Annotated in this window: 23 protein-coding genes; 17 read left to right on the top strand and 6 right to left on the bottom strand. The window is 69.6% G+C overall.

Features of this window, described 5'->3' with window-relative positions; all coding sequences use genetic code 11:
- Positions 1 to 286: 286 nt before the first annotated feature.
- Complete coding sequence (locus ACZ5R1_RS05580; protein WP_464712854.1) at positions 287 to 2,323, bottom strand: PhoX family protein; 2,037 nt, start codon at positions 2,321 to 2,323, stop codon at positions 287 to 289.
- 199 nt (positions 2,324 to 2,522) lie between these two features.
- Between ACZ5R1_RS05580 and ACZ5R1_RS05585 the strand changes: the two genes are divergently transcribed.
- From ACZ5R1_RS05585 to ACZ5R1_RS05640, 12 genes are read left to right on the top strand one after another with little or no spacing between them, the layout of a single operon-like run.
- A complete protein-coding gene (locus tag ACZ5R1_RS05585) occupies positions 2,523 to 4,193 on the top strand; it encodes a bifunctional UDP-sugar hydrolase/5'-nucleotidase (protein WP_464712855.1) in 1,671 nt (556 codons plus the stop codon).
- On the top strand, positions 4,193 to 4,960 hold the full coding sequence (locus ACZ5R1_RS05590; RefSeq protein ID WP_278897617.1) for a hypothetical protein: 768 nt from the start codon (positions 4,193 to 4,195) through the stop codon (positions 4,958 to 4,960). Before ACZ5R1_RS05585 ends, ACZ5R1_RS05590 begins: the two co-directional genes overlap by 1 nt.
- The gene (gspD, locus tag ACZ5R1_RS05595) at positions 4,957 to 6,963 is read left to right on the top strand and encodes a type II secretion system secretin GspD (RefSeq protein ID WP_077172256.1); all 2,007 of its coding nucleotides are present in this window, start codon (positions 4,957 to 4,959) and stop codon (positions 6,961 to 6,963) included. The genes ACZ5R1_RS05590 and gspD overlap by 4 nt, the downstream gene beginning before the upstream one ends.
- Positions 6,963 to 8,420 (top strand): GspE/PulE family protein, encoded by a 1,458-nt coding sequence (locus ACZ5R1_RS05600; protein ID WP_144962264.1) that lies wholly within the window; start codon positions 6,963 to 6,965, stop codon positions 8,418 to 8,420. Before gspD ends, ACZ5R1_RS05600 begins: the two co-directional genes overlap by 1 nt.
- Before the next feature lie 24 nt (positions 8,421 to 8,444).
- On the top strand, positions 8,445 to 9,650 hold the full coding sequence (gene gspF, locus ACZ5R1_RS05605; RefSeq protein ID WP_144962263.1) for a type II secretion system inner membrane protein GspF: 1,206 nt from the start codon (positions 8,445 to 8,447) through the stop codon (positions 9,648 to 9,650).
- Positions 9,651 to 9,673: 23 nt separating this feature from the next.
- Positions 9,674 to 10,114: a type II secretion system major pseudopilin GspG gene (gene gspG, locus ACZ5R1_RS05610; protein WP_027601436.1), complete on the top strand. Its 441-nt coding sequence runs from the start codon at positions 9,674 to 9,676 to the stop codon at positions 10,112 to 10,114.
- A gap of 6 nt (positions 10,115 to 10,120) precedes the next feature.
- The gene (locus ACZ5R1_RS05615; protein ID WP_077172259.1) at positions 10,121 to 10,579 is read left to right on the top strand and encodes a GspH/FimT family pseudopilin; all 459 of its coding nucleotides are present in this window, start codon (positions 10,121 to 10,123) and stop codon (positions 10,577 to 10,579) included.
- The gene (locus ACZ5R1_RS05620) at positions 10,576 to 10,917 is read left to right on the top strand and encodes a prepilin-type N-terminal cleavage/methylation domain-containing protein (protein WP_007162349.1); all 342 of its coding nucleotides are present in this window, start codon (positions 10,576 to 10,578) and stop codon (positions 10,915 to 10,917) included. The genes ACZ5R1_RS05615 and ACZ5R1_RS05620 overlap by 4 nt, the downstream gene beginning before the upstream one ends.
- A complete protein-coding gene (locus ACZ5R1_RS05625) occupies positions 10,914 to 11,501 on the top strand; it encodes a prepilin-type N-terminal cleavage/methylation domain-containing protein (RefSeq protein ID WP_144962261.1) in 588 nt (195 codons plus the stop codon). The genes ACZ5R1_RS05620 and ACZ5R1_RS05625 overlap by 4 nt, the downstream gene beginning before the upstream one ends.
- A gap of 4 nt (positions 11,502 to 11,505) precedes the next feature.
- Positions 11,506 to 12,672: a type II secretion system protein GspL gene (locus ACZ5R1_RS05630; RefSeq protein ID WP_464712856.1), complete on the top strand. Its 1,167-nt coding sequence runs from the start codon at positions 11,506 to 11,508 to the stop codon at positions 12,670 to 12,672.
- Complete coding sequence (locus ACZ5R1_RS05635; protein ID WP_144962259.1) at positions 12,669 to 13,091, top strand: hypothetical protein; 423 nt, start codon at positions 12,669 to 12,671, stop codon at positions 13,089 to 13,091. Before ACZ5R1_RS05630 ends, ACZ5R1_RS05635 begins: the two co-directional genes overlap by 4 nt.
- Positions 13,088 to 13,780, top strand: coding sequence for a hypothetical protein (locus ACZ5R1_RS05640; protein WP_144962257.1), 693 nt, complete (start codon positions 13,088 to 13,090; stop codon positions 13,778 to 13,780). The genes ACZ5R1_RS05635 and ACZ5R1_RS05640 overlap by 4 nt, the downstream gene beginning before the upstream one ends.
- A 17-nt stretch (positions 13,781 to 13,797) precedes the next feature.
- Here the strand turns inward: ACZ5R1_RS05640 and ACZ5R1_RS05645 are convergent, their stop codons facing one another.
- The 3 genes from ACZ5R1_RS05645 to ACZ5R1_RS05655 all read right to left on the bottom strand — a co-directional run bounded on the left by ACZ5R1_RS05645 (position 13,798) and on the right by ACZ5R1_RS05655 (position 16,577).
- Positions 13,798 to 14,358: an RBBP9/YdeN family alpha/beta hydrolase gene (locus ACZ5R1_RS05645; protein WP_144948166.1), complete on the bottom strand. Its 561-nt coding sequence runs from the start codon at positions 14,356 to 14,358 to the stop codon at positions 13,798 to 13,800.
- A gap of 217 nt (positions 14,359 to 14,575) precedes the next feature.
- A complete protein-coding gene (locus ACZ5R1_RS05650; protein WP_042138113.1) occupies positions 14,576 to 15,196 on the bottom strand; it encodes an NAD(P)H-dependent oxidoreductase in 621 nt (206 codons plus the stop codon).
- A complete protein-coding gene (locus tag ACZ5R1_RS05655) occupies positions 15,183 to 16,577 on the bottom strand; it encodes a class II fumarate hydratase (RefSeq protein ID WP_007162356.1) in 1,395 nt (464 codons plus the stop codon). Before ACZ5R1_RS05655 ends, ACZ5R1_RS05650 begins: the two co-directional genes overlap by 14 nt.
- Before the next feature lie 171 nt (positions 16,578 to 16,748).
- Between ACZ5R1_RS05655 and ACZ5R1_RS05660 the strand changes: the two genes are divergently transcribed.
- The 5 genes from ACZ5R1_RS05660 to arfB all read left to right on the top strand — a co-directional run bounded on the left by ACZ5R1_RS05660 (position 16,749) and on the right by arfB (position 19,846).
- The gene (locus tag ACZ5R1_RS05660) at positions 16,749 to 17,285 is read left to right on the top strand and encodes a DUF2059 domain-containing protein (RefSeq protein WP_037006907.1); all 537 of its coding nucleotides are present in this window, start codon (positions 16,749 to 16,751) and stop codon (positions 17,283 to 17,285) included.
- A 122-nt stretch (positions 17,286 to 17,407) separates the two neighbouring features.
- On the top strand, positions 17,408 to 17,719 hold the full coding sequence (locus tag ACZ5R1_RS05665) for a BolA family protein (RefSeq protein ID WP_007162358.1): 312 nt from the start codon (positions 17,408 to 17,410) through the stop codon (positions 17,717 to 17,719).
- A gap of 123 nt (positions 17,720 to 17,842) precedes the next feature.
- Positions 17,843 to 18,796, top strand: coding sequence for an oxygen-dependent tRNA uridine(34) hydroxylase TrhO (gene trhO / locus ACZ5R1_RS05670; protein ID WP_464712857.1), 954 nt, complete (start codon positions 17,843 to 17,845; stop codon positions 18,794 to 18,796).
- A gap of 1 nt (position 18,797) precedes the next feature.
- On the top strand, positions 18,798 to 19,433 hold the full coding sequence (locus ACZ5R1_RS05675) for a DsbA family protein (RefSeq protein ID WP_288405078.1): 636 nt from the start codon (positions 18,798 to 18,800) through the stop codon (positions 19,431 to 19,433).
- Positions 19,430 to 19,846: an alternative ribosome rescue aminoacyl-tRNA hydrolase ArfB gene (gene arfB, locus ACZ5R1_RS05680; RefSeq protein ID WP_464712858.1), complete on the top strand. Its 417-nt coding sequence runs from the start codon at positions 19,430 to 19,432 to the stop codon at positions 19,844 to 19,846. The genes ACZ5R1_RS05675 and arfB overlap by 4 nt, the downstream gene beginning before the upstream one ends.
- Positions 19,847 to 19,864: 18 nt before the next feature.
- On the opposite strand, the gene ACZ5R1_RS05685 is transcribed toward arfB, so the two are convergent.
- Both ACZ5R1_RS05685 and ACZ5R1_RS05690 read right to left on the bottom strand, forming a co-directional pair.
- Positions 19,865 to 20,710, bottom strand: a complete 846-nt coding sequence (locus ACZ5R1_RS05685; RefSeq protein WP_007162364.1) for a universal stress protein — start codon at positions 20,708 to 20,710, stop codon at positions 19,865 to 19,867.
- 60 nt (positions 20,711 to 20,770) lie between these two features.
- Positions 20,771 to 22,231, bottom strand: coding sequence for a SulP family inorganic anion transporter (locus ACZ5R1_RS05690; protein ID WP_007162365.1), 1,461 nt, complete (start codon positions 22,229 to 22,231; stop codon positions 20,771 to 20,773).
- Positions 22,232 to 22,305: the final 74 nt, after the last annotated feature.

Raw genomic sequence — 22,305 nt, forward strand, 5'->3', positions numbered from 1 at the left:
CTGTCGGAGCAGGCGAGCCGCTTTATCAATGCCAGATCCGTAGCGCGGAAAACGGCGCAGCCTTTTCCACTGGTGAATCCGTAGCGCGGGGATGCCCTCACCCCAGTCCTCTCCCAGGGGGAGAGGGGGCTGTCGGAGCAGGCGATCCGCTCCATCAACGCCAGAGCCATAGCGTGGAAAACGCTGCGCGGCTCCCTGCTCGACGGGAAGGATCTCAAAGCCGCCGGAAGGCAAAAGGCTCCCGCGGTCGTCGCCAACCGGGGGAGCCTGGCTCTCGCCGACGCGATCAGACGCCGATGGGGCCGCCGTCGAGCTTCTGGATCACCACGGTAGAGGCGCGGGGACGCACCTTGGTGCCGGCCGGGGTGGCGTCGGTGGCGACTTCGCTGAACGGCCAGTTGTCCGGGTGCTGGACGTTGATGAACATGGTCGTCAGGTCCGGGGTCCAGGTGATACCGGTGATCTCGCAGCCATTGGGACCGACCAGGAAGCGGCGCAGCGCGGTCTGGTTGGTGGCGGAAATGGCGACCTGCTTGCCGCTGCCATCCACCACCTGGGCCGGGATGACCGCCAGCAACTGGTCGTTGGTGTACTCGGCTACGGCGTTGTCGCTGTTGTCGGTCTCGATCCAGAGGATGCCGCGGCTGTCGAAGGCCAGGCCGTCGGGGCTGGCGAACTGGTTGAGTTCGGTCAGGCCCGAGCGGTTGATGTCGGGGGCCGCGCCGGCGTCCGAGCCGAAGACGAAGATGTCCCAGGTGAAGTCGGTCTGGTTGCTGTTGTCCTTCCAGCGCACGATGTGGCCGTTGACGTTGGGTACCCGCGGGTTGGCGGCATTGGCCGAGGTGCGTGCCGAGTTGTTGGTGAGGGTGACGTAGACCTCGCCGGTGAAGGGGTTGACCGTGGTCCACTCCGGGCGGTCCATCGGGGTCGCGCCCACGGCGTCGGCGGCGCCGCGGGTGTTGAGGATGATGCCGGCCAGGTCGCCGTAGAGGGCGCCCAGGGTACGGCCGTCCTTGGTCGGCGCATTGACCGTCAGCGGCAGCCACTTGCCGTTGCCGCCGTCATCGAAACGGGCGACGTAGAGGGTGCCGTTGTCCAGGTACTTGGCGCCGATGGCCAGGCGATTGGCCGAATTGGCGTCGGCCGGATCCCAGGCAGCGGCGGAAACGAACTTGTAGATGTATTCGTTGCGCGAGTCGTCGCCCATGTAGAACGCCAGCGGCTGGCCGGCGACCGGGATGCCGTAGGCCGAGCCCTCGTGGCGGAAGCGACCCATGGCGGTGCGCTTGGTGGCCGGCGCGGCGCTGTTGTAGGGGTCGATCTCGACGATGTAGCCGTAGCCGCTGGCTTCGTTGCGGAAGTCCTGGGTCGCGCTGGCGCCGGAGGGGGTCAGGTCGAAGCGGCGGAACTCGTTGTCCACCTCGCTGGCGTCACCCGCCGGCGTCTCCCAGCCGTAGTTGCTCTTGTTGGTGATGCCGATGCGCTTCTGGTCGACCGGCAGGGTGCCCTTGTTGACGAAGATGCCCGGCCAGTTCTCCTCGCAGGTGAGGTAGGTACCCCAGGGGGTGAAGCCGTTGCCGCAGTTGTTGTTGGTGCCGCGGGTGCGGGTGCCGTCGGGGGAGTAGGGGGTGACCAGATTGGCGTTGCCGCGCAGCGGACCGGCGATTTCCATGGGCGTGGCGCTGGTGAAGCGGCGATTCAGCGCGTCGTTGGTGACCACCTGCCAGATGCCGTTGACCTTGCGGATGCGGATCACCGCCGCGCCATGGGCATTGATCTCCTTGCGCACTTCCTCGGCCGGACGCTTGCCGTTGGTGGTGGTCGGGCCGTTGGGGTGCAGCACCTTCTGGTCGATGTATTCGTAGTTGATGGCCAGCAGGCCGTCGCTGCTGGAATTGTTCAGCGGGAAGAAGTGCATGCCGTCGTGGTGCATGCCGGCGGCATTGGCCTGGTCGGTGGAGGTGTTGCTGCCGTCGCTGCGCCAGGCGTTGGCCAGGTTGTTCAGCGGGGTGCCCCAGGGCGCCAGGGTGCGGGCGCTGTAGCCGGAGGCCAGGACGATGGCGTCGAGTCGGGCGCCGCGGATGGATTCGAAGCCAAGCTTGAGCTGCGGCGCCGGGGCCGGCTGGCTGGGGGCCGGATCGTCGTGCGAGCCGCCACCGCCGTCGAAGCAGGCGGTCAGGCCACCGCCGGCGATCATGGCGATGGCGGCACCCAGACCGCCCTTCATGACGCTGCGGCGCGACAGGTAACGGTCGACGACGGCATCCAGCGGTTCGTTGCCGCTTTCGTTGCGGTTACGGTCGTCGCTCGTGAAAGTGCTCATGCGCAAAGCTTCCTTGGTTGATCACGGGAGCCGGCGACTTTAGGAAGCCTCTGTGATGGTCTGGTGACTGAAAGGTTACAGCCGGTCATTTCCCGGCAGTCGCGCTGTAACAGTTTGTAACCTGCTGTTTTGTCATGAATTTGTAGCTTTTCGCCGCCTAGGATGCCGCCCTCATTTAAGCGCGCAAGGCAGACATCGGATGGGCAACTGGGCACGACGCCAGGTCTTGGGCTGGCTCGCGGCGGGCGCCACGGCACCCCTGCTGGGTGGCTGTGCCCGGGGCTTTTCCGCCGGTCCGGCGGACCGCGATCTGCAGCTGCTCTATGTCGCCGATACCCTGGATGCCCGCGAACCCGGCTGGCCGGTGGTGCCGCGGGTGCGGCTCGGGCCGGCCGGGCGGATCGGCGCCGCGCCCTGGCGTACCGGCGCCGACGCGGCTCGTCTCGCTCCCGCGCTGGCACCGCTGCTGGATGCCGGGCGTGGCGACGGCCAGCGCTATGGTGGCTATGCCGCCCTGGCCTGCCAGCTGACCCAGTTGCGCACCCGCCAGCGCGCGACTCGCAGCCTGACCCTGGAAAACGGCCAGTGCTGGAACGGCAGCGGCCTGACCCAGCTGACCCGCGGCGAGGCCGGGGTCGAGGGCAGCCAGTTGCTGGGCAGCGAGGTCCGCGTCAGCAGCGACGAACGCCTGCTCTGGCCCGAGCGCAGCGCCGCCCTCTATCGCCGTTATGGTCGCCCGGTGCTGGGCGCCACCCTTACCGAAGAACAGCGCACCGCCCTGGGCGTCGCCCCCTTCACCCTGATCGAGCGCGACGGGGTGCGCATCGCCCTGGTCGGCGTGACCGATCCCTATGCCAGCGACCAGCAGGCGCCGCTGGCCGACTGGTATGCCCGGCTGCGTCCGGTGCTGGCCGAAGCCCGGGGCAAGGCCGATCTGCTGGTGGTGCTGGCCGATGTCGGCAGCGGGCCGGGCCTTTGGCTGGCCGAGCGGCTGGAGGAAGCGGACCTGCTGCTCTGCGCCCGCGGCCAGGATCTCTGGCCGGAACTGATCCCGGTGATGCGCGGCAGCGGGCGTCCGCTGCCGGTGTGCCTGCCGGGTTGCCGCGGCGTCGGTATCTTCGAGATCCGCTGCCGGGGCGGTCGCGACGGCTGGCGCCTGGACGCCGTCTTCCATCCGGTGCAGGCCGAGCGCGTCTCGGATCGAGCCCTGCTGGAACATTATCAGCGGCAACTGGCGCAGGCCCGGGCGCCCCATGCCGGCTGGCTCGACCAGCACCTGGCACGGGCGCCGGTGGACCTCTGGCGCCGCGACCTGCTCGGCGGCAGCTGGGATGCCCTGATCGCCGCGGCCCTGGGCGGTGGCGATGCGCAGCCGGTGCTGCTGCCAGGGCTCAGATATGACCTGCCCCTACGGCGGGGCGACTGGATCACCCGCGAGCACCTGATCGCCCTCTGTGGCGGCCACGAGGCCACGGTGCTGGATCTGCCCACCTCGGCGGACGGCCTGCGCACGCTTCTGGAAGAGGCCGCCGACAACCGCTTCGGCGAACCCCTGCTGCTGGACAACAGCCAGGATCTGCCGCGGCTGCTGGGCGTCCAGTGGACCTGCCGCTACGGCGCGCCGCGTGGCCAGCGCATCGGACCGGTGCAGGCGCCCCTGGGCACGTCCTTTACCTGTCGCACCTTCGCCCTGGGGCGCGAACTCGGCACCGGCGAGGCGCTGTGGCAACGCCTCGAAGCCTATCTGCGCGCCCGGCCCGCCGACTGGGGCCTTGCGCCCTTGACGCCGCCACGCCTGGAGTTCGTCGAAGGCCATCCGGGTTGGCATCCGCTGGCTGCCTTGCGCCGGCGTCTGGAGTCGCTGGCCTGATGGCGCGCCTGCTCATCCATCCCCTGGCGCTGCGGCTGCTGACCCTGCTGTGGCTGGGCATCGCCGCCTGGCTGGCGGCGCGGGTGGTCTGCGACCTGCGCCTGCTGTGGCTGCCGACGCCCGCGCCCAGCGCCCAGGTCGAGACGGCACCGGCGGCCGATCTGCTCGCCGGCCATTGGCGCGCCACCAGCCAGGCCGTACCCAGCAGCCTGCCGATCCAGTGGGTCGGGGCGATCAAGGCGGTGCCCATCGACGGGTCGGTGGTGGTGCTGCGCCACGGCGATCGCCAGCTGTCCCTGGTGCTGGGCGACAGCCTGGCGCCCGGTCTGGTGCTGACCGCCATCGACGCCCAGGGCCTGGTCTTTACCCGCGGCGATCGCGAAGAGCGGTTGCCCTGGCCGGCGCCGCGCGAACTCGTCGGGCTCGCCGCCAGCGGTACGGCCAAGCCGGCGCCGGTCAAGGCCGCGCCCCTGCCGAGCGCGGAGGAGGGTGACCTGGCCAGCCTGCTCAGGCGCATTCGCGCCACCCCGGTGCGCGAGCATGGCGAGCTGACCGGCTACCGCCTGCAACCCGGCGCCGAACCGGCCTTCTTCAGTGGCCTGGGCCTGGAGCCCGGCGACGTCCTGCGCCGGGTGGACGCCGTCCCCGTGGCCGATACCCGGGCGCTCCTGCAACGCCTGCCGCACTGGCGCGCCACCGGCGCCCTGACCCTGGAACTGGAACGTCAGGGGCGTGCCCTGGCCCTACCCGTGAGACTGTCCCTGTGAAGAAACGCAGCTATTGCGGCTTGCTCCTCGCCTTCTGGCTGCTCGGCGCCCAGGCCGAACAACGCTTCGAGGTCAACTTCGAGAACACCGAGATCGATCTGTTCATCGAAAGCGTCGGGCGCATCACCGGCACCAACTTCGTCATCGACCCCCGGGTGCGCGGCACCCTGACGGTGCGCAGCGCCCAGCCCCTGGCCGCCGACGATGTCTATGCCCTGGCCCTGGCCCAGTTGCGCGCCAACGGCTACGCCGCGGTGGAGCTGGACGACGGCAGCGTGAAGATCCTGCCCGATCAGGCGGCGCGCACCGAACCGCTGCCGGTGGAGCTGGATGACGGCGCCCCGGCCAAGGCCGGGGCCGGCGATACCGTGGCGACCCGGGTGTTCGCCGTGCGCGGTGGCAATCTCGAACAGCTGCTGGGCATCGTCCGTCCGCTGATGGACGCCCGGGTCGGGGTGGCCACGCCCTATCCGGCCAGCAACCTGCTGGTGGTGACCGACTGGCGCAGCAACCTCAGTCGCATCGGCCAGTTGCTGACGCGGCTGGATCGCGGTCGCGACGAGCCGGTGGAGATGATCACCCTGCGCCATGCCCAGGCGCGCGACACCGCGCCGCTGGTGGAGCGGCTGCTGGCCAGTCGCGGCCAGGCCGGTGGTGGTGTCCAGGTGCTGGCGGACGCCCGCAGCAATGCCCTCATGGTGCGCGGCGACGAGGCCGTGCGCCGCCAGGTGCGCCGGCTGGTGGCCGAACTGGACGTCTCCCGCGATGCGGCCAGCGACACCGAGGTGGTCTATCTGCACCACGCCAAGGCCGGCGAGGTGGTCAAGGTGCTGCGCGGCCTGAGCGGCGAGGTCACCCAGGAGGCACGGGTGGAGATTCCAGTGGCGCCTGCTGCTGGTAATACCACCCCTATGGAGGGTGGGGCGGAAGGGGAAGCCCCGCTGCCCAAGAGCGGCGGGACGCTGGCGCCGGGGGCGCCCGGTATTCGTCTGGAAGCGGACCTGGGGACCAACTCCATCGTGCTGATCGGTCCGCCACGGGAGCTCGCCGGCTACAAGCGCATCATCAGCCAGCTGGATATCCGCCGCGCCCAGGTCGTGGTGGAGGCCATCATCGCCGAGATCACCGACACCAAGGCCAACCAGCTGGGTGTCCAATGGCTGTTTCTCGACCGCAACGGCAACCTGCCGGCGGGCAGCGTCAACTTCACCAACGGCACGCCCATCAACGGCATCGCCGCCGCCGCGGCCAACCAGGACACCACCGCCCTGGGCAGTCTGCTGTCGGGCATGCAGGGCATCTCCGCCGGGGTCGGGCGCATCGGTGGCAGCGGTTTGAATTTCGTCACCCTGCTGCAGGCCATGCGCAGCGAGAGCGGTTTCAACCTGCTGTCGACGCCGACGCTGCTGACTCTGGACAACGCCGAGGCCTCGATCATGGTCGGCCAGGAGGTGCCCTTCGTCACCGGTTCGGTCACCAGCAACAACGCCAACCCCTACCAGACCATCGAGCGCCGCGAGGTGGGGGTCAAGCTGCGCCTCAAGCCGCAGATCAACGAAGGCGACACCGTGCGCATGGAGATCGTCCAGGAGGTCTCGTCGCTGGCCGACAACGTGCGCGCCAGCGACGTGGTCACTAACAAGCGCGAGATCAAGACCACGGTGATGGTTGAGGACAACGGCCTCATCGTCCTCGGCGGCCTGATCAGCAACGAGGGCAACGACAGCGACCAGCGGGTGCCGCTGCTGGGCGACGTGCCGGTGCTGGGCAATCTGTTCAAGTCGCGTACCCGCTCCAGCACCAAGCAGAATCTGGTGGTGTTCATCCGTCCGCGCATCCTGCGTGATCCGGCGCTGGTGCAGCAGATCAGCGAAGACAAGTATCGCGGCATGCGCGCCGCCGCTCCGGCCGCGGCCCTGCCGGCCACCCCGCCGGGCAGTCGCGGCGCGCCCACCCTGCAGAGTCTCTATCCCTCGGCGCGGGCGCGCCTGGACGGCCTCTGATGACAGCGACGCTGCCTTATCGCCTGGCGCGCCAGGCCGGTATCGCCCTGGCCGCCGCGCCCGACGGCTATCGGCTGCTGTGCCGTACGGATGCCGACCTGGCCCTGCTGCAGGAAGTACAGCGTCGCCATGGTCCCCCCCTGGGCTGTGACTGGCTGCCCCGCGAGGTCTTCGAGCAGCGCCTGGGGCCGCTCTACGAAGCCGGCCAGGCCACGACCGAAGCCCTGGTGGAAGGCCTGGGCGAGACCGTCGACCTGGCCGGGCTGATGGAGGAGTTGCCGCGGGTCGAGGACCTGCTCGACAGCGCCGGCGAGGCACCGGTGATCCGCCTGATCAACGCCCTGTTCGCCGAGGCCCTGCGCCTGGACGCCTCCGACCTGCACGTGGAGACCTTCGAGCAGGCACTGGTGGTGCGGGTGCGGGTGGATGGGGTGCTGCGCGAATTGCTGCGCCCGCCGCGGGCCCTGTCGGCCATGCTGGTGTCGCGGATCAAGGTCATGGCGCGGCTGGACATCGCCGAGAAGCGCCAGCCCCAGGACGGCCGCATCACCCTGAGGGCCAGCGGCCGGGACGTCGACATCCGCGTCTCGACCCTGCCCGGCGTCCACGGCGAGCGGGTGGTGATGCGCATCCTCGACAAGCAGGCCAGCCTGCTGGAGCTGGCGCGCCTCGGCCTGCCGCCGGCCATAGACACTGGCCTGCGTGGTGCCCTGGCCCAGCCCAACGGCATCCTGCTGGTGACCGGGCCGACCGGCTCGGGCAAGACCACCACCCTCTATGCCAGCCTGGGCCTGCTCAACGAGGGCAGCCGCAGCATCCTCACCGTGGAAGACCCGGTGGAATATGCCTTGCCCGGCATCGGCCAGACCCCGGTCAACCCCCGTGCCGGCCTGACCTTCGCCAGCGGCCTGAGGGCCATCCTGCGCCAGGACCCGGACGTCATCATGATCGGCGAGATCCGCGACGTGGAGACTGCCGGCATCGCCGTGCAGGCCAGTCTCACCGGTCACCTGGTGCTCTCCACCCTGCATACCAACAGCGCCCTGGGCGCCATTACCCGGCTGCGCGACATGGGCGTGGAGCCCTTCCTGCTGGCCTCCAGCCTCAAGGGGGTGCTGGCCCAGCGGCTGGTACGGCGGCTCTGTGGCTGCGCTGCCTGGCGTCCGTTGCGCCCGGCCGAGCAGGCGCTCCTGCCGGGGTTGGCCGGCCTCGAACGGCTCCGCGAACCCCAGGGCTGCGCGGCGTGCAACGGCAGTGGCTATCGCGGTCGCCTGGGGCTCTATGAATTCGTCGCCCTGGACGCCGAACTGGCCGAACTCATCTATCGCGGCGCCGGTGAAGGCGAGATGGCGCGACTGCTGGAAGGCCGCCGCGCGACCCTGGCCGAGGGCGCCCTGGCGCGCCTGGCGGCGGGCGAGACCAGCTTGGCGGAGGTGCTGCGTGCGGCGCACCAGTAACGCCCTCGGCGGAGCGCTGCGCTGATGCCGGCCTACCGCTACCTGGCGCTGGACGGCGACGGGCGTCGCCAGCGCGATGTCATCCAGGCCGAAAGCGAGCGCCACGCCCGCCAGCTGCTGCGCGAGCGCGGCCTCTTTCCCCGCGAGGTGCAGGCGAGCGGTCCGGTGCGCGGCGCGCGCGGTCGCGGCGGACGGCTGGACGCCAACAGCCGCACCGATTTCACCCGCCAGCTGGCGACCCTGGTGGGCGCCGCCATTCCCCTGGCCGAGGCCCTGCAGATGCTCGAGCGCCAGAGTCGCCAGGCGGCGCTCAAGGCCTTGCTGCTGGATCTGCTGGGCCAGGTGCGCGAGGGCTACACCCTGGCCGACAGCCTGGGTCGCCATCCCGGCACCTTCGATCCGCTGTACCTGACCCTGGTGGCCGCCGGGGAGCGGGCCGGGCGCCTGGGCCCGGTGCTGGAACGCCTGGCCGACTATCTCGAACGGGTGCAGCGCCAGCGCCACAAGGCGCGTACCGCGCTCATCTATCCCCTGGCGCTGGCCCTGGTCTCCATCGCCGTGGTGGCCGGCCTGATGACCTTCGTGGTGCCCAAGCTCACCGAGCAATTCATCCACAGTGGCCTGCAATTGCCCTGGATCACCCGCGCCCTGGTGGCCGTCAGCGATGGCCTGCTGGTCTTTGGGCCCTGGTTGCTGGGTCTGCTGGTGCTGGCCGGTGTCGGTCTGCAGCGCCTGCTGCGCCAGGTCCTGTGGCGGCGACGCTGGCATCGCCAGCTGTTGCGCCTGCCGCGCCTGGGCGAGTTGCTGCGCACCCTCGACAGCGCCCGCCTGACCCGCAGCCTGGCGATCCTGGTCGGCAGCGGCATCCCGGTGCTCGAAGGCCTGCAGGTCAGTCGTGCCACCCTGAGCAACCAGGTCCTGGGTGACGCCCTGGACGCCGCCATCGAGCAGGTCACCGCCGGTACCGGCCTCGGCCGGGCGCTGGATCGCACCGCGGTGTTTCCGCCGCTGCTGGTGAACATGGTCGCCAGCGGCGAGGCCAGCGGCACCCTCGACGCCATGCTGGAGCGGGTTGCGGATGCTCAGGAGCGGGATTTCAACCAGCAGGTGGACCTGGCCCTGGCGCTGTTCGAACCGGTGCTGATCCTCATCCTCGGCGGCGTGGTGCTGGCCATCGTCCTCGCCATCCTGCTGCCCATCATGCAGCTCAACCAGGCGCTCAACCTCTGATGCACCCCAAGGAGACTTTCGCGATGCGCTCTTATGCCGTACCCGCCCGCCAGGCCGGCTTCACCCTCATCGAGATCATGGTGGTGATCTTCATCATCGGCCTGCTGGTGGCCATCGTCGCGCCCAATGTGCTGGACAACCAGGACAAGGCCATGCAGCAGAAGGCTCGCGCCGATCTCGCCAGCCTGGAGCAGGCGCTGGACATGTACCGCCTGGACAACCTGCGCTATCCCACCGCCGAGCAGGGCCTGGCCGCCCTGGTAAGCAAGCCGACCCAGGCCCCCGAGCCGCGCAACTACCGCGCCGACGGCTATATCCGCCGCCTGCCGGAAGACCCCTGGGGCGCCGCCTATCGCTATCGCATCCCTGGCGAACATGGCCGGGTGGATCTCTACAGCCTCGGCGCCGACGGCCGCGAAGGCGGCGAGGGCAGCGACGCCGACATCGGCAACTGGACCCTCTGAGTCACCATGCCAAGGCGCCAGGGCGGCTTCACCCTGCTGGAGCTGATGGTCGTGCTGCTGATCGTCGGCCTGCTCACCGCCGTAGGCGTGGCGCGCCTGGGCGGCGGCAGCCCGGCCGGGCAGTGGCGCCTGGAAAGCCTGGCGGGCGACTTCCAGCTGGCGCGGGACACCGCCCGCCGCAGCGGCCGCATTCTCGGCTGGCAGGCCGACGCCTCCGGCTTTCGCTATCTGCAACTGGTGGCCGACACCCGCGGGCCACGCTGGCAACCCCTGGCCAGTGCCGATCTGCCGGACGGGCGCTGGCCGAGTGGTCTGCAACTGGCCGAACCGGTGAGTGCCCAGCCGCGGCTGATCTGGTGGCCGAATGGCGATACCCAGGGCCAGCGCCTGGCCTTTGCCGAAGACGATCGGCAGTGGCTGCTGGTGGTCGACGGGCGCGGCCGCGCCTCGGTGGAGCGGCCATGAAGCAGACCGGGTTCACCCTCCTCGAGGTGCTGGTGGCCCTGGCCATCGTCGCCTTCATGGCGGTGGGCGTCAGCCAGGTGATCGGCCAGCGACTGGACATCGCCGGGGTCGCCCAGTCCCGCGAGCTGGCCCAGCTGTGCGCCCGCGAACTCACCGCCCGGGCGCAGGTGGAGGGCCTGGCCACCGGCCAGGGCGAGTTGAACCAGGGTGGCGAACGCTGCTACTGGCGCCTGGAGGGCGCAAGCGGCCCCCTCGGCGGGCGGCTGACGCTCTATGCCGATGCCGCGCTCAGTCGAAGCCTGGGCGACTGGCCGATCCAGGCCGGAGTCCAGCCATGAGAAACCAGGCGGGCATGACCCTGATCGAGGTGCTGCTGGCCATCGCCCTCACGGCGCTGCTCGCCGTCTTGCTCGGCAGTCTGGTCAATCTCTGGCTCGACGCCCGCGGTCGCCTGGCCGCGCGGGAATCGACCAACGCCCGGGTGCTGGACCTCTGCGGCCTGCTGGAGCGGCGCCTGGGTGGTCTGGTCCTGCGCCCACTGCAGGAACACCGGTTGCCGCTGCACAACGCCCTGCTGGACTGGCGCCCCGCCGAGAACCGCCTGGACTGGGTCGCCCTGGACGGCTTGCCGCTGAGTACGGGGCAGGGCGCCGGTCGCCTGCGTCGCCAGCGCCTGGAATGGGATGCCGCCCAGGAACGGCTGCGACTCTGGCGCAGTGCCGAGCTGGATGCGGTGGAGGCCCCGGTCTGGCAACCGGTGTTCGATCAGTCCGGCGTCGAGCGCCTGCAGTTGGAATTCCACGGCGGCGGCCGCTGGCTCGCCTATCCGCCCCCGGCCGAACCCACCAACGGGGTACGGCTGACCTTTACCCTGCAGGGTGCCGGCTATGTCTGTACCTTCGCCCTGCCTCCGACAGGTTGACCCCATGTTCGCCTCCCTCCCGCTCGGGCGCCTGCTGCCCCTGCTGCGCCGCGACCTCAGCCCCGCCCACAGCTCCACGCGGCTGCTCCTGCGTACGCGGCGACCCGGTCCGCCGGGTCCGGACAATCCGCTGGTGGCCGCGCGCCTTCAGGACGGCCAGCTGCAAGCCGCGGCAGCGCTGCCCGCGTCCGCCCAGCCGGTGACCCTGCTGCTGCATGGCGAAGACTGCAGCCTGTTCGATGTCGCCGCGCCCAAGGGGCTGCGTCCGCACGAATGGGGCCTGCTGCTGGAGGACCAGCTGCTGGCGGACGCCAGTGACCAGCACCTGGTCTGCCTGGGGCGCACCCCGGGTCGGCTGCGCCTGCTGGCGCTGGATCGGGCGCTGCTGGAGGCCTGGCGTGAGCACTGCGCCGCCTGCGGCTGGACGGTGGCGGCCTGCTGGGTCGACTTCCAGCTGCTGCCCGAGCCCACCGCCGAGAGCGGGATCGGCCTGCGCCTGGGCGAAGGCCTGAGATTCAAGACCCGCCTCGAGGGCCACGAGGTCTGGCTGACCTGGCCGCACGCCCTCGAAGCCAGTCTGCCGCCCGCCCTGGCCGCGCTGCTCGAAGCCGGGTTCGAGGCCTCTGGCGATCCCCTCTGGCCCCGGCCCGCCGCAGGTGTCGCGCCCCTGGATCTCTGGCCGCGCCAGGGCCAGCGTCGCAGTCGGCCCGCGCTGGGCCTGCCGCGTCCGCTGGTGCTGGGCATGGCCGCGGCCGCGGCGCTAGCGATCCTGCACCTGGGCCTGCAACAGGTCCAGCAGTGGCGACTGGCCCAGCTCGACCGGGCCTATGTCGCCCAACGGCTGGGTCTGGCCAGCGACGGCCTCCAGGCCGGCCGCGCCGAACGCGAACTCCAGTTGGCCAGCCGCACCCGGCGGCAGCTGGAGGGCCAGTGGCGCCTCTGGCAGCGCCTCAGGGAGCCCCTTGGCGCCGCCCTGACCAGCGCACCAGGGCTGCGTCTGGTGGAGTGGTCGCTCGATGAGCAGGGCATCCAGCTGGTGCTGGAAGGCCCCGCCAGTCTGGACAAGACCTTGCGCAGCCGACTCGGCGAGGAATTCGCTACCCTGCAGTGGCAACGGCAGGCCGGACGTCTGACCCTGCGCCTGGCAGCCCCGACGGAGAAACGACCATGAGCACCCTCTTGCAGCGCTGGCAGCGGTTGTCTGCCGAACGCCAGCGACTGGCCCTCGGCGGCCTGGTCATTCTGCTGCTGGCCGCCATCCTCTGGCTGCGGCCCACTCCAGGGGGCCGACCGGCCTCGGTGGACTGGGTCCGCCTCGCCGCAGAGGTCCGGGCACTGCCGGTCGCCCAGCCGCTGCAGGAGACGGACTGGCGTGCTGCGGTAGGCGGGGTGACCTTCAGCGCCCTGACCCTGGCCGAGCCGGTCTGGCACCTACGTGGCGAGGCGGCGGATATCGCTGCGGTGGAACGGCTGCAGGCCTGGGCGCGGGCACGCGGCTGGTTGCCGCAGACCCTCAGGATTCGCAGCCAGTCAGGGGGCGTGGCCTTCGAACTGGACGTCCTGGCGGTGCTGGTGGAGCGGACGCCATGATCCGCTGGCTCGCGCGCCTGGTCGTTACCCTGTTCGCCCTGCTGATCTTCGCCCTGGGCTGCCTGCTCTATTGGCCCGCGGCGGACTGGCTGCCGCGGCTGCTACCGCCCCAGGTCACCCCGGTGGGGCTGCAGGGTTCCCTGCTGGGCGGCGGCATGCAGCGCCTCGACTGGCCGGGCGGCGGTGCCGGCCCCTGGCAATGGCAGCTGCGCTGGCCGGGCCGGTTGCAGGTCAGGATCGGCGAGTCCGAGGCTGCGCCCTGGGCAATGGTCCTCAGCGGCTGGCCCTGGCGGTGGCAGGCCGATCTCGCCGGAGGTGACCTGCGCTGGCTACAGGCGCCGGGCAGCGCGCTGCTCGCCGGTCGGCTGGTGGGCGAGGTACGCCTGGCAGGCAGCTGGCGACGTTGCCAGGCGGCCGGTGGCGGATGGCAGGGCGATGGCCTGCAGCTCCTGGCGCCCCGGCGTCTCGCCCTGGGCGAGTCCCGGCTGCAGGTGGATTGCCAGACGGCGCCCTGGCTGCAGGGCGTCTTCGAGCGCACCGGCCAGCATCGCCTGGAACTGCGCCTGAGCCTGGCGAACTGGCGCGGGCAGGTGCAGGGCACGGCGCAGCCCGGTAGCGACATGGCGTCGGTGCTGCAGAGCATCGGCTGGCTCAGGCCCGGGCAGAGCCAGGTGATGGGGCGCTTCTGAATCTGGAAGGGCAGGGATCAGGCGACGCGCAGGCCCTGGCTCGATCCCAGCTTCGCCAGGTGGAGCAGGCCTTCCTCCCACTGCCGATGCCCGGAGCGTGTGTTGATATGGCCGGCACCGGGCAGGATATCCAGTTCGCTGCCCCAGGCCTGGGCCAGGGCTTCCGCCCGCGGCAGGCTGATGGCATGGTCGTTGTCCGAGGTCACCACCCGCGAGGGGAAGGGTAACGGTTGGCGTGGCAAGGGGGCGAAACCCACCAGCTCCACGGGGCAACCCGGACGTTCGACATCGGCCGGCGCCACCAGCAAGGCCGCCAGCACCCGCTGCCGGCGGGCCACCGGGGCGCTGGCCGCCCAGCGGGCGACGGTCACGCACCCCAGGCTATGGGCGATCAGCACCACCGGCGCATTGGCCTGGGCAATGGCCGCGTCGAGGGCGGCGACCCAGCGCTGCGGATCGGGACGCTGCCAGTCGTCCTGTTCGACCCGACGGGCATCCGGCAGACGGCGTTGCCAGTGGGTCTGCCAATGCTCGGGGCCGGAGCCTTGCCAACCGGGAAGGATGAGATAGCGGGTCATGGCGGTGCTCCGCGGGGAAGGGGAGCATCGATAGTGCCGACGGTCGATCCGCAGGAGAAAGAATAAAAGGCGCTTTGGTTATGCCTTACGCCTTGGTATGCAGTAGCGGAATCGCGATCGTGGCGGTTCGCCGATGTGACCGCTCCTACGGAAATATCCGTCTCGTGTAGGAGCGGCCGCGTCGGCGGACCGCCATGGCCGCGATCAAAAACCCCAACTACTCGTTCCGCCCCAACCGCTCCACTTCCTGCAGCCAGCGCAGCCGCTGTTCCTCGTCCGCCGCCCGCACCGGCGAGTACTCGTGCACCTGCAGCACCTGGATGCCGCAGGCTTCGAGGCCTTCCTGGATGCCCTGGCGATGGGGCGCATGGTTGCGCAGGCGCTGCCAGGGGGAGGGCGGGGTGTCGGAGGTGACCAGCAGCTCGGCGCTGCGGCCGGTCAGCAGCGGCTCGCCGCCCCAGGTCTGGTCGCGCTGGGCGAAGGCGAAGCCCGGTTGCAGCACGCGCTCGAGAAAGCCCGCCAGCACCGCCGGCAGGCCGTTCCACCACACCGGGTAGATGAACACCAGGTGCTCGGCCCAGTGGATCTGCCGCTGGGCTTCCAGCAGATCCGGCTCCAGCGTCTGCGAGAGGTCATAGCCCTCGCGCAGCACCGGATCGAACTGGGCGTCGGCCAGCTTGAGCTGGCGCACCACCTGGCCACTGGCCTGGGCGCCCTGGACATAGGCATCGGCCAGCGACTGGCAGAAACTGGTGCGCTTGGGATTGCCCTGGATGACCAGCAGGCGCCGGCCATCCCCTTCCAGCGGCGTGGCGCCGCGTGCCTCAGCCACGGCCACCGGCTTCCAGCATGGTTTCCGGACGTACCCATTCGTCGAACTGCGCATCGGTCAGGTAGCCGAGCTCCAGCGCGGCGGCGCGCAGGGTCTTGTTCTCGGCATAGGCCTTCTTGGCGATCTCGGCGGCCTTGTCGTAGCCGATGTGCGGATTGAGCGCCGTCACCAGCATCAGCCCCTGTTCCAGGTGCTCGGCCATCTTGTGCTCGTCCGGCTCCATGCCGGTGACGCAATGGGTGTTGAAGTTGCGGCAGCCATCGGCCAGCAGGCGAATGGATTCCAGCACGTTGTGGGCGATCACCGGCTTGTAGACGTTGAGCTGCAGATGGCCCTGACTCGCGGCGAAACCCACGGTGACGTCGTTGCCGATCACCTGGCAGGCCAGCATCGACAGGGCCTCGCACTGGGTGGGATTGACCTTGCCCGGCATGATGGAGCTGCCCGGTTCGTTGGCCGGCAGTTTCACCTCGGCGAAGCCGGCGCGCGGACCGGAGCCCAGCAGGCGCAGGTCGTTGGCGATCTTCATCAGGGCCACGGCCAGGGTCTTGAGGCCGCCGTGCAGGGCCACCAGCGGCTCATGGCCGGCGAGGGCGGCGAACTTGTTCGGTGCGGTGACGAAGGGCAGACCGGTGAGTTCGGCGATTTCCTTGGCGATGGCTTCGTCGAAGCCCTTGGGCGCGTTGAGACCGGTGCCCACGGCGGTGCCGCCCTGGGCCAGTTCCAGGACCGCCGGCAGGGCGTTGCGGATGGCCCGCTCGGCCAGATCCAGCTGGGCGACGAAGGCCGACAGCTCCTGGCCGAAGGTCACCGGGGTGGCGTCCATCATGTGGGTGCGGCCGGTCTTGACCAGGTTCTGGTAGCGCGCCGATTGCAGTGCCAGGCCGCCGGACAGCTCGGCGATGGCCGGCAGCAGGTCGTTCTGCACCGCCAGGGCGGTGGCGATGTGCATGGCGGTGGGGAAGCAGTCGTTGGAGCTCTGCCCGCGATTGACGTGGTCATTGGGATGGACCGGCTTCTTGCCGCCCATGCCGTTGCCGGCCAGTTCGTTGCTGCGCCCGGCGATGACCTCGTTGACGTTCATGTTGCTCTGGGTGCCGCTGCCGGTCTGCCAGACCACCAGGGGAAACTGGTCGTCATGGAAACCGTCGAGGATCTCGCTGCTGGCCTTCTCGATCAGGGTGGCGACGTCTTCCGGCAACTCGCCAAGGCGCAGATTGACCCGCGCGGCCGCCTTCTTCACCGTCGCCAGGGCATGCACCACCGCCAGCGGCATCTGCTGGTTGCCGATGGCGAAGTTTTCCAGCGACCTCTGGGTCTGGGCACCCCAGTAGACGTCGTCGGCTACTTCGATGGGGCCGATGCTATCGGTTTCGGTGCGGCTCATGGCGGTCTCCGTTGATGAGGTAGGGTCCAGCTAACTTGGGCAGCAGGTTAGCGCCAGGGTTCCCAAATGGGAAGTATTCTCAAATGGCTGCGGATCCTCACCAAGTTCAGGCCAGGTTCAGCCGCTCTGTGGCACACTCGCGGTCCATTTTCAGCCTCCTGAAGGATGCCCATGAAGAAGACCCTCCGTACGCTTGGCGCCGTCGTTGTGCTCGCCAGCGCCAGCAGCTTCGCCCTGGCCGATGCCAAGAGCCACGCGGCCGACGCGGAGCGCTTTCTCAAGCTGGCCAACGCCGACAAGCTGACCACGCCGGTCTATGCCCAGGTCCAGCAACTCTTCGCCCAGCACTTCGAGCAGGCCAAGGCGCCGGCCAAGAAGGCCGTGCTGGAAAGCTACACCGCCCGCGCCAACCAGGCGCTGGACAGCACCATCGGCTGGGAAAAGATCAAGCCCGAGATGGTCAAGCTGTATACCGACAACTTCACCGAAGACGAGCTGGAAGGCCTGATCAAGTTCTACCAGTCCGATCTGGGCAAGAAGATGATCGCCACCCTGCCGCGCCTGTCGGCGCAGTCCGCCCAGCTGACCCAGGCCAAGCTGGAGCAGGCGGTACCCAAGGTCAACGGCATCCTCGCCGAGATGGACAAGGAGCTGGGCGTGAAGCCGCCGGCCGGTGCCGAGAACGCGCCGCCGCCCGCCAAGCGCTGATTCCCGCCGTTGCCACGAAGCCCGGACCCGTTCCGGGCTTTGTCGTTTGTGGGCCGACCGGAGCGATTCCGGGCGGGCCGCCAGCCCGTTAGAATGCGGGTTCTTACAGTCGAGGTATCCCCATGAGCATGCGCGAACGTATCCAGTCCAGCCTGGGCCTGTTGCAACCCGAGCACCTGGAGGTGCTGGACGAAAGCCACATGCACAGTCGCGGCCAGGAGACTCACTACAAGGCGGTGGTGGTCAGCCCGCACTTCGCCGGTCTCAACGCGGTGAAGCGCCACCAGAAGGTCTACGGCACCCTGGGCGAACTCATGGGCCAGTTCCATGCCCTGGCGCTGCACACCTACACCCCGGAAGAGTGGGCGGCCCAGGGGCAGGCACCGGATTCGCCCACCTGCCGCGGCGGCAGCAAGCACGACCTGGCGGGTTGAGTCCCGCCAGCCCTGTTCAGCGATAGCCTGTATTGGTTAAAATTTGATCGGCGCCGGCATCCTTGCCGGCGTTTTCGTCTAACCGGTCCGCCCTTTGCGAGGGCGACCCCTGGGAACCCGAAGATGACCGACAAGATTGTCGTGGCGGCCTTGTACAAGTTCGTCACCCTGGACGACTACGTCCAATTGCGTGAACCCCTGCTGCAGACCCTCCTGGCGAACGACGTCAAGGGCACCCTGCTGCTGGCCGAGGAAGGCATCAACGGCACCGTCTCCGGCAGCCGCGAAGGCATCGATGCGGTACTGGCCTGGCTGCGCGCCGATCCGCGCCTGGTCGACATCGACCACAAGGAATCCTACTGCGCCGAGCAGCCCTTCTATCGCACCAAGGTCAAGCTGAAGAAGGAAATCGTCACCCTGGGCGTGCCCGGCGTCGATCCCAACCGCCGCGTGGGCACCTATGTCGAGCCCCGGGACTGGAATGCCCTGGTCGACGATCCCGAGGTGCTGGTGATCGATACCCGCAACGACTACGAGGTGGGCATCGGCAGCTTCAAGGGCGCCATCGATCCCAAGACCAAGAGCTTCCGCGATTTCCCGGCCTATATCCGCGAGCACTTCGATCCGGCCCGGCACCGGAAGGTCGCCATGTTCTGCACCGGCGGCATCCGCTGCGAGAAGGCGTCGAGCTTCATGCTGCAGGAGGGCTTTCCCGAGGTCTTCCACCTCAAGGGCGGCATCCTCAAGTACCTCCAAGAGGTGCCCGCGGCCGAGTCGCGCTGGGAGGGCGAGTGCTTCGTCTTCGACAACCGGGTGACCGTGACCCATGACCTCGCCGAAGGGGTCTACGACCAGTGCCATGCCTGCCGCACGCCGGTCTCGCCGGAAGACATGCAGTCGCCGCACTACAGCCCCGGCATCAGCTGCCCGCACTGCTGGGATTCGCTGTCGGAAAAGACCCGCGCCGGCGCTCGCGAGCGGCAGAAGCAGATCGAACTGGCGCGCCTGCGCAACGAACCCCACCCCATCGGCCGCGATCCGCGGCTCAACGCCACGCCCAGCCTCGAGGAGGTCTAGGATGACCGGTCGCCTGCTCTATGTGATGGACCCCATGTGCTCCTGGTGCTGGGGCTTCGCCCCGGTGGTCGAGCGCCTGGCCGAGCGGGCGGCTGCCCAGAACATCCCCCTGCAGCTGGTGGTCGGCGGCCTGCGCCGCGAGCGGGTGGCCCAGGACACCGCCAGCCGGGTGCGCACCCTGGCCTACTGGCAGGCGGTACAGGAGACCACCGGCCAGCCCTTCGCCCTCGACCAGGGCCCGCCGGAGGGCCTGGTGTACGACACCGAGCCGGCCTGCCGCGCCCTGGTCGCCGCGCGCCAACTCGACGAGGAGGCCGTCTGGCCGCTGACCAAGCGCATCCAGCGGGCCTTCTATGTCGAAGCCCGCGACGTCACCCAGCCGGCGCTGCTGGTGGAACTGGCCGAGGCCTGTGGCCTGCCGCGCATCGAATTCGCCCCGCTGTTCGACGGTGAGGCGGCGCACCTGGCCACCCAGGCCGACTTCGACTGGGCACTCAATCTGGGCATCGCCGGTTTCCCCACGCTGCTGGCCGAGCGGGACGGCCAGCTGGCGCTGATCACCAACGGCTACCAGCCGCTGGACGAACTGGAGCCGCTGCTGGACGCCTGGCTCAGCCGCGGCGCGCAGCCGGCGTGACCCTGGTCATCGACGAGCGTCTGACGCTGCCGGAGCAAGAAATCCAGCTCACCGCGGTGCGCGCCCAGGGCGCGGGTGGCCAGAACGTCAACAAGGTCTCCAGCGCCGTCCACCTGAGATTCGACATCCAGGCCTCGTCGCTGCCGGAAGCGCTCAAGGCGCGCCTGCTGGCCTTGCGCGATGGGCGCATCAGCCGCGACGGCGTGGTGGTGATCAAGGCGCAGCAATACCGCACCCAGGAGCAGAATCGCGCCGATGCCCTGGAGCGCCTGGCCGCGCTGATCGCCGCCGCCAACGTCAAGGAAAAGCCACGGCGACCCACCAAGCCCACCTACGGCTCCAAGCAGCGCCGCCTGGAGGGCAAGTCGCGTCGCAGCGGCCTCAAGGCCAGTCGCGGACGGGTGGATTTCTAGGGTGCGCGCGAGCCTTAACTAGCGCACCACGATCAGCGCGCTGCCGGCGGCTTCCAGCATGTTGCGGGTGTTGCTGCCCATGAAGAAGTGGCGCAGGCGGGAGTGGCCGAAGGCGCCCATCACCACCAGCTCCAGGCCGTGCTGCTTGCGATAGCGCTCCAGGCCCAGTTCCACGTCGCCGTCGGTGATGGCGGTGGTGACCGTGCGGCCCCGGGCTCTGAGTTCGTCGGCAGCGCGGGCGAGGGCGGCGCGGCGTTCTTCGCGGTCGCGGCCGACCGTCACCAGGTGGCAGGCCAGGCCGTCGAACAGTCGGCAGTTGGCCACCCAGGTCACCGCCTTGCGGGCGCTGCTGCTGTCGTCATAGGCCAGCAGCACGCCGTCGGGTTTGACGAATAGGTGGCCGGCCACCAGCAGCGGGCGATGCAGGAGGCGGATGGCGCTCTCCAAATGGCGACCGATCAGCCGCTTGGGCGGGCTGTCCTCGCCCTGGCGGCCCAGCACGATGAGATCAAAATCCTCCTGCAGACTCTCCAGCGAACCTATCAGGTCACCGTGCTGCAGCACGGCGCCGGCGCAGCGGGCCTGCTGCTCCTCTACCCGCAACTGGGCGGCATCGAGCAGCAGCCGCCCCTGGTCTTCGGCGAGATTGCCGCGCTGGGCGTCCAGGGCGGCCAGCTCGGTGAGCAGGTGTTCGCGGTTGACCAGCAGCGGCGGCGTGGCCTGGCCCGGCCGTGGGAAGCGGCGCTGATCCAGTACATGCAGCAGGGTGAGCGGGGCATCCAGGGCGAGGCCCGCCCAGGCGGCGAAGTCGCAGACGGCGGCGCTGACGGCCGAGCCGTCGAGGCAGGCAAGGATCTTGGACATGGCCGCGGATCTCCGGGAGCAGGACATTGCTGGGAAAGACCCGGCGGCGCCGTCCGGGGTTCAATCGCCGAGGGCGAGGTCGTCCGTCACCCCGCCGCGACGCAGCAGCTGCTTGCAGCGTTGCGACAGGTGCAGCACCCGCACCCGCTTGCCGGCCTTGGCATAGCGTTCGTGCAGGGTATGCAGCGCCGCCACCGCGGAGTAGTCGACGAAACTCAGGTGGCGGCAGTCCACCACGACCTTCGCGGGATCGCCGGCCGGATCGAACTGGTTGAGAAAGGTGGCGGTGGAGGCGAAGAACAGGGTGCCGTGCACCTGGTACCTCTTGCTGCCATCGGCCTCCAGGTGGCTGTCGGCATAGAGCCGGCGGGCATGCTGCCAGGCGAAGTTGAGCGCGGCCAGGACGATGCCGCAGAGCACCGCGGTGGCGAGATCGGCGAAGACGGTGATCACGGTGACGGCGACGATCATCAGCATGTCGCTGCGCGGTACCCGGTGCAGCACCCGCAGCGAGGCCCAGGCAAAGGTCTGCTGGGCGACCACGAACATGGTGCCGACCAGCGCCGCCAGGGGAATGCGCTCGATCAGCGGCGAGAGAAACAGCACGAAGAGCAGCATCAGCACGCCGGCGACCACCCCTGACAGCCGGCCACGGCCACCCGAACTCAGGTTGATCATGGTCTGGCCGATCATGGCGCAACCGCCCATGCCGCCGAACAGCCCCGAGGCCAGGTTGGCCGCGCCGAGCGCCACGCACTCGCGATTGGGGCGGCCGCGGCTCTCGGTGATTTCGTCGGTGAGATTCAGCGTCAGCAGGGTCTCCAGCAGGCCGACCAGGGCCATCAGCACCGCATAGGGCAGGATGATCTGCAGGGTTTCCAGACTCCAGGGGATGTCGGGCAGCGCCAGCCGCGGCAGGCCGCCGGCGATATGGGCCATGTCGCCCAGGGTACGGGTCGGCAGGTCGAGGAAGTGCACCGCCAGGCCGACGCCGAGGATGGCGGCCAGGGCCGGCGGCACGGCGCGGGTCAGGCGCGGCAGGAGCCAGATGATGGCCATGGTCGCTGCGGTCAGGCCGATCATCAGATACAGCGGGGTACCGCTGAGCCAGGTCTCGCCCTGCTTGAAGTGCTCCAGCTGGGCCAGGGCGATGACGATGGCCAGGCCGTTGACGAACCCCAGCATCACCGGGTGCGGCACCATGCGGATCAGCTTGCCCAGGCGCAGAAGACCGAAGCCGATCATCAGCAGGCCGCCGAGCACCACCGTGGCCAGCAGGTACTGCACGCCGTGCTGCACCACCAGGGCGATGATGACCACCGCCATGGAGCCGGCGGCGCCGGAGACCATGCCGGGGCGGCCACCGAAGAGGGCGGTGAGGGTACAGATGAAGAAGGCGCCATAGAGCCCCATCAGCGGGTTGAGATGGGCGACCAGGGCGAAGGCGATGCACTCGGGCACCAGGGCAAAGGACGTGGTGAGACCGGCCAGGATGTCGGCGCGGGGAGAGACACTTTTCATGGCGTATCCAGAACGGGCGATGGCGCGGCGGGGCGCGATCGCGGAGAGACGACAGGGCAGCAAGACACGGGCAG

Source organism: Pseudomonas sp. Pso3, from assembly GCF_055393275.1.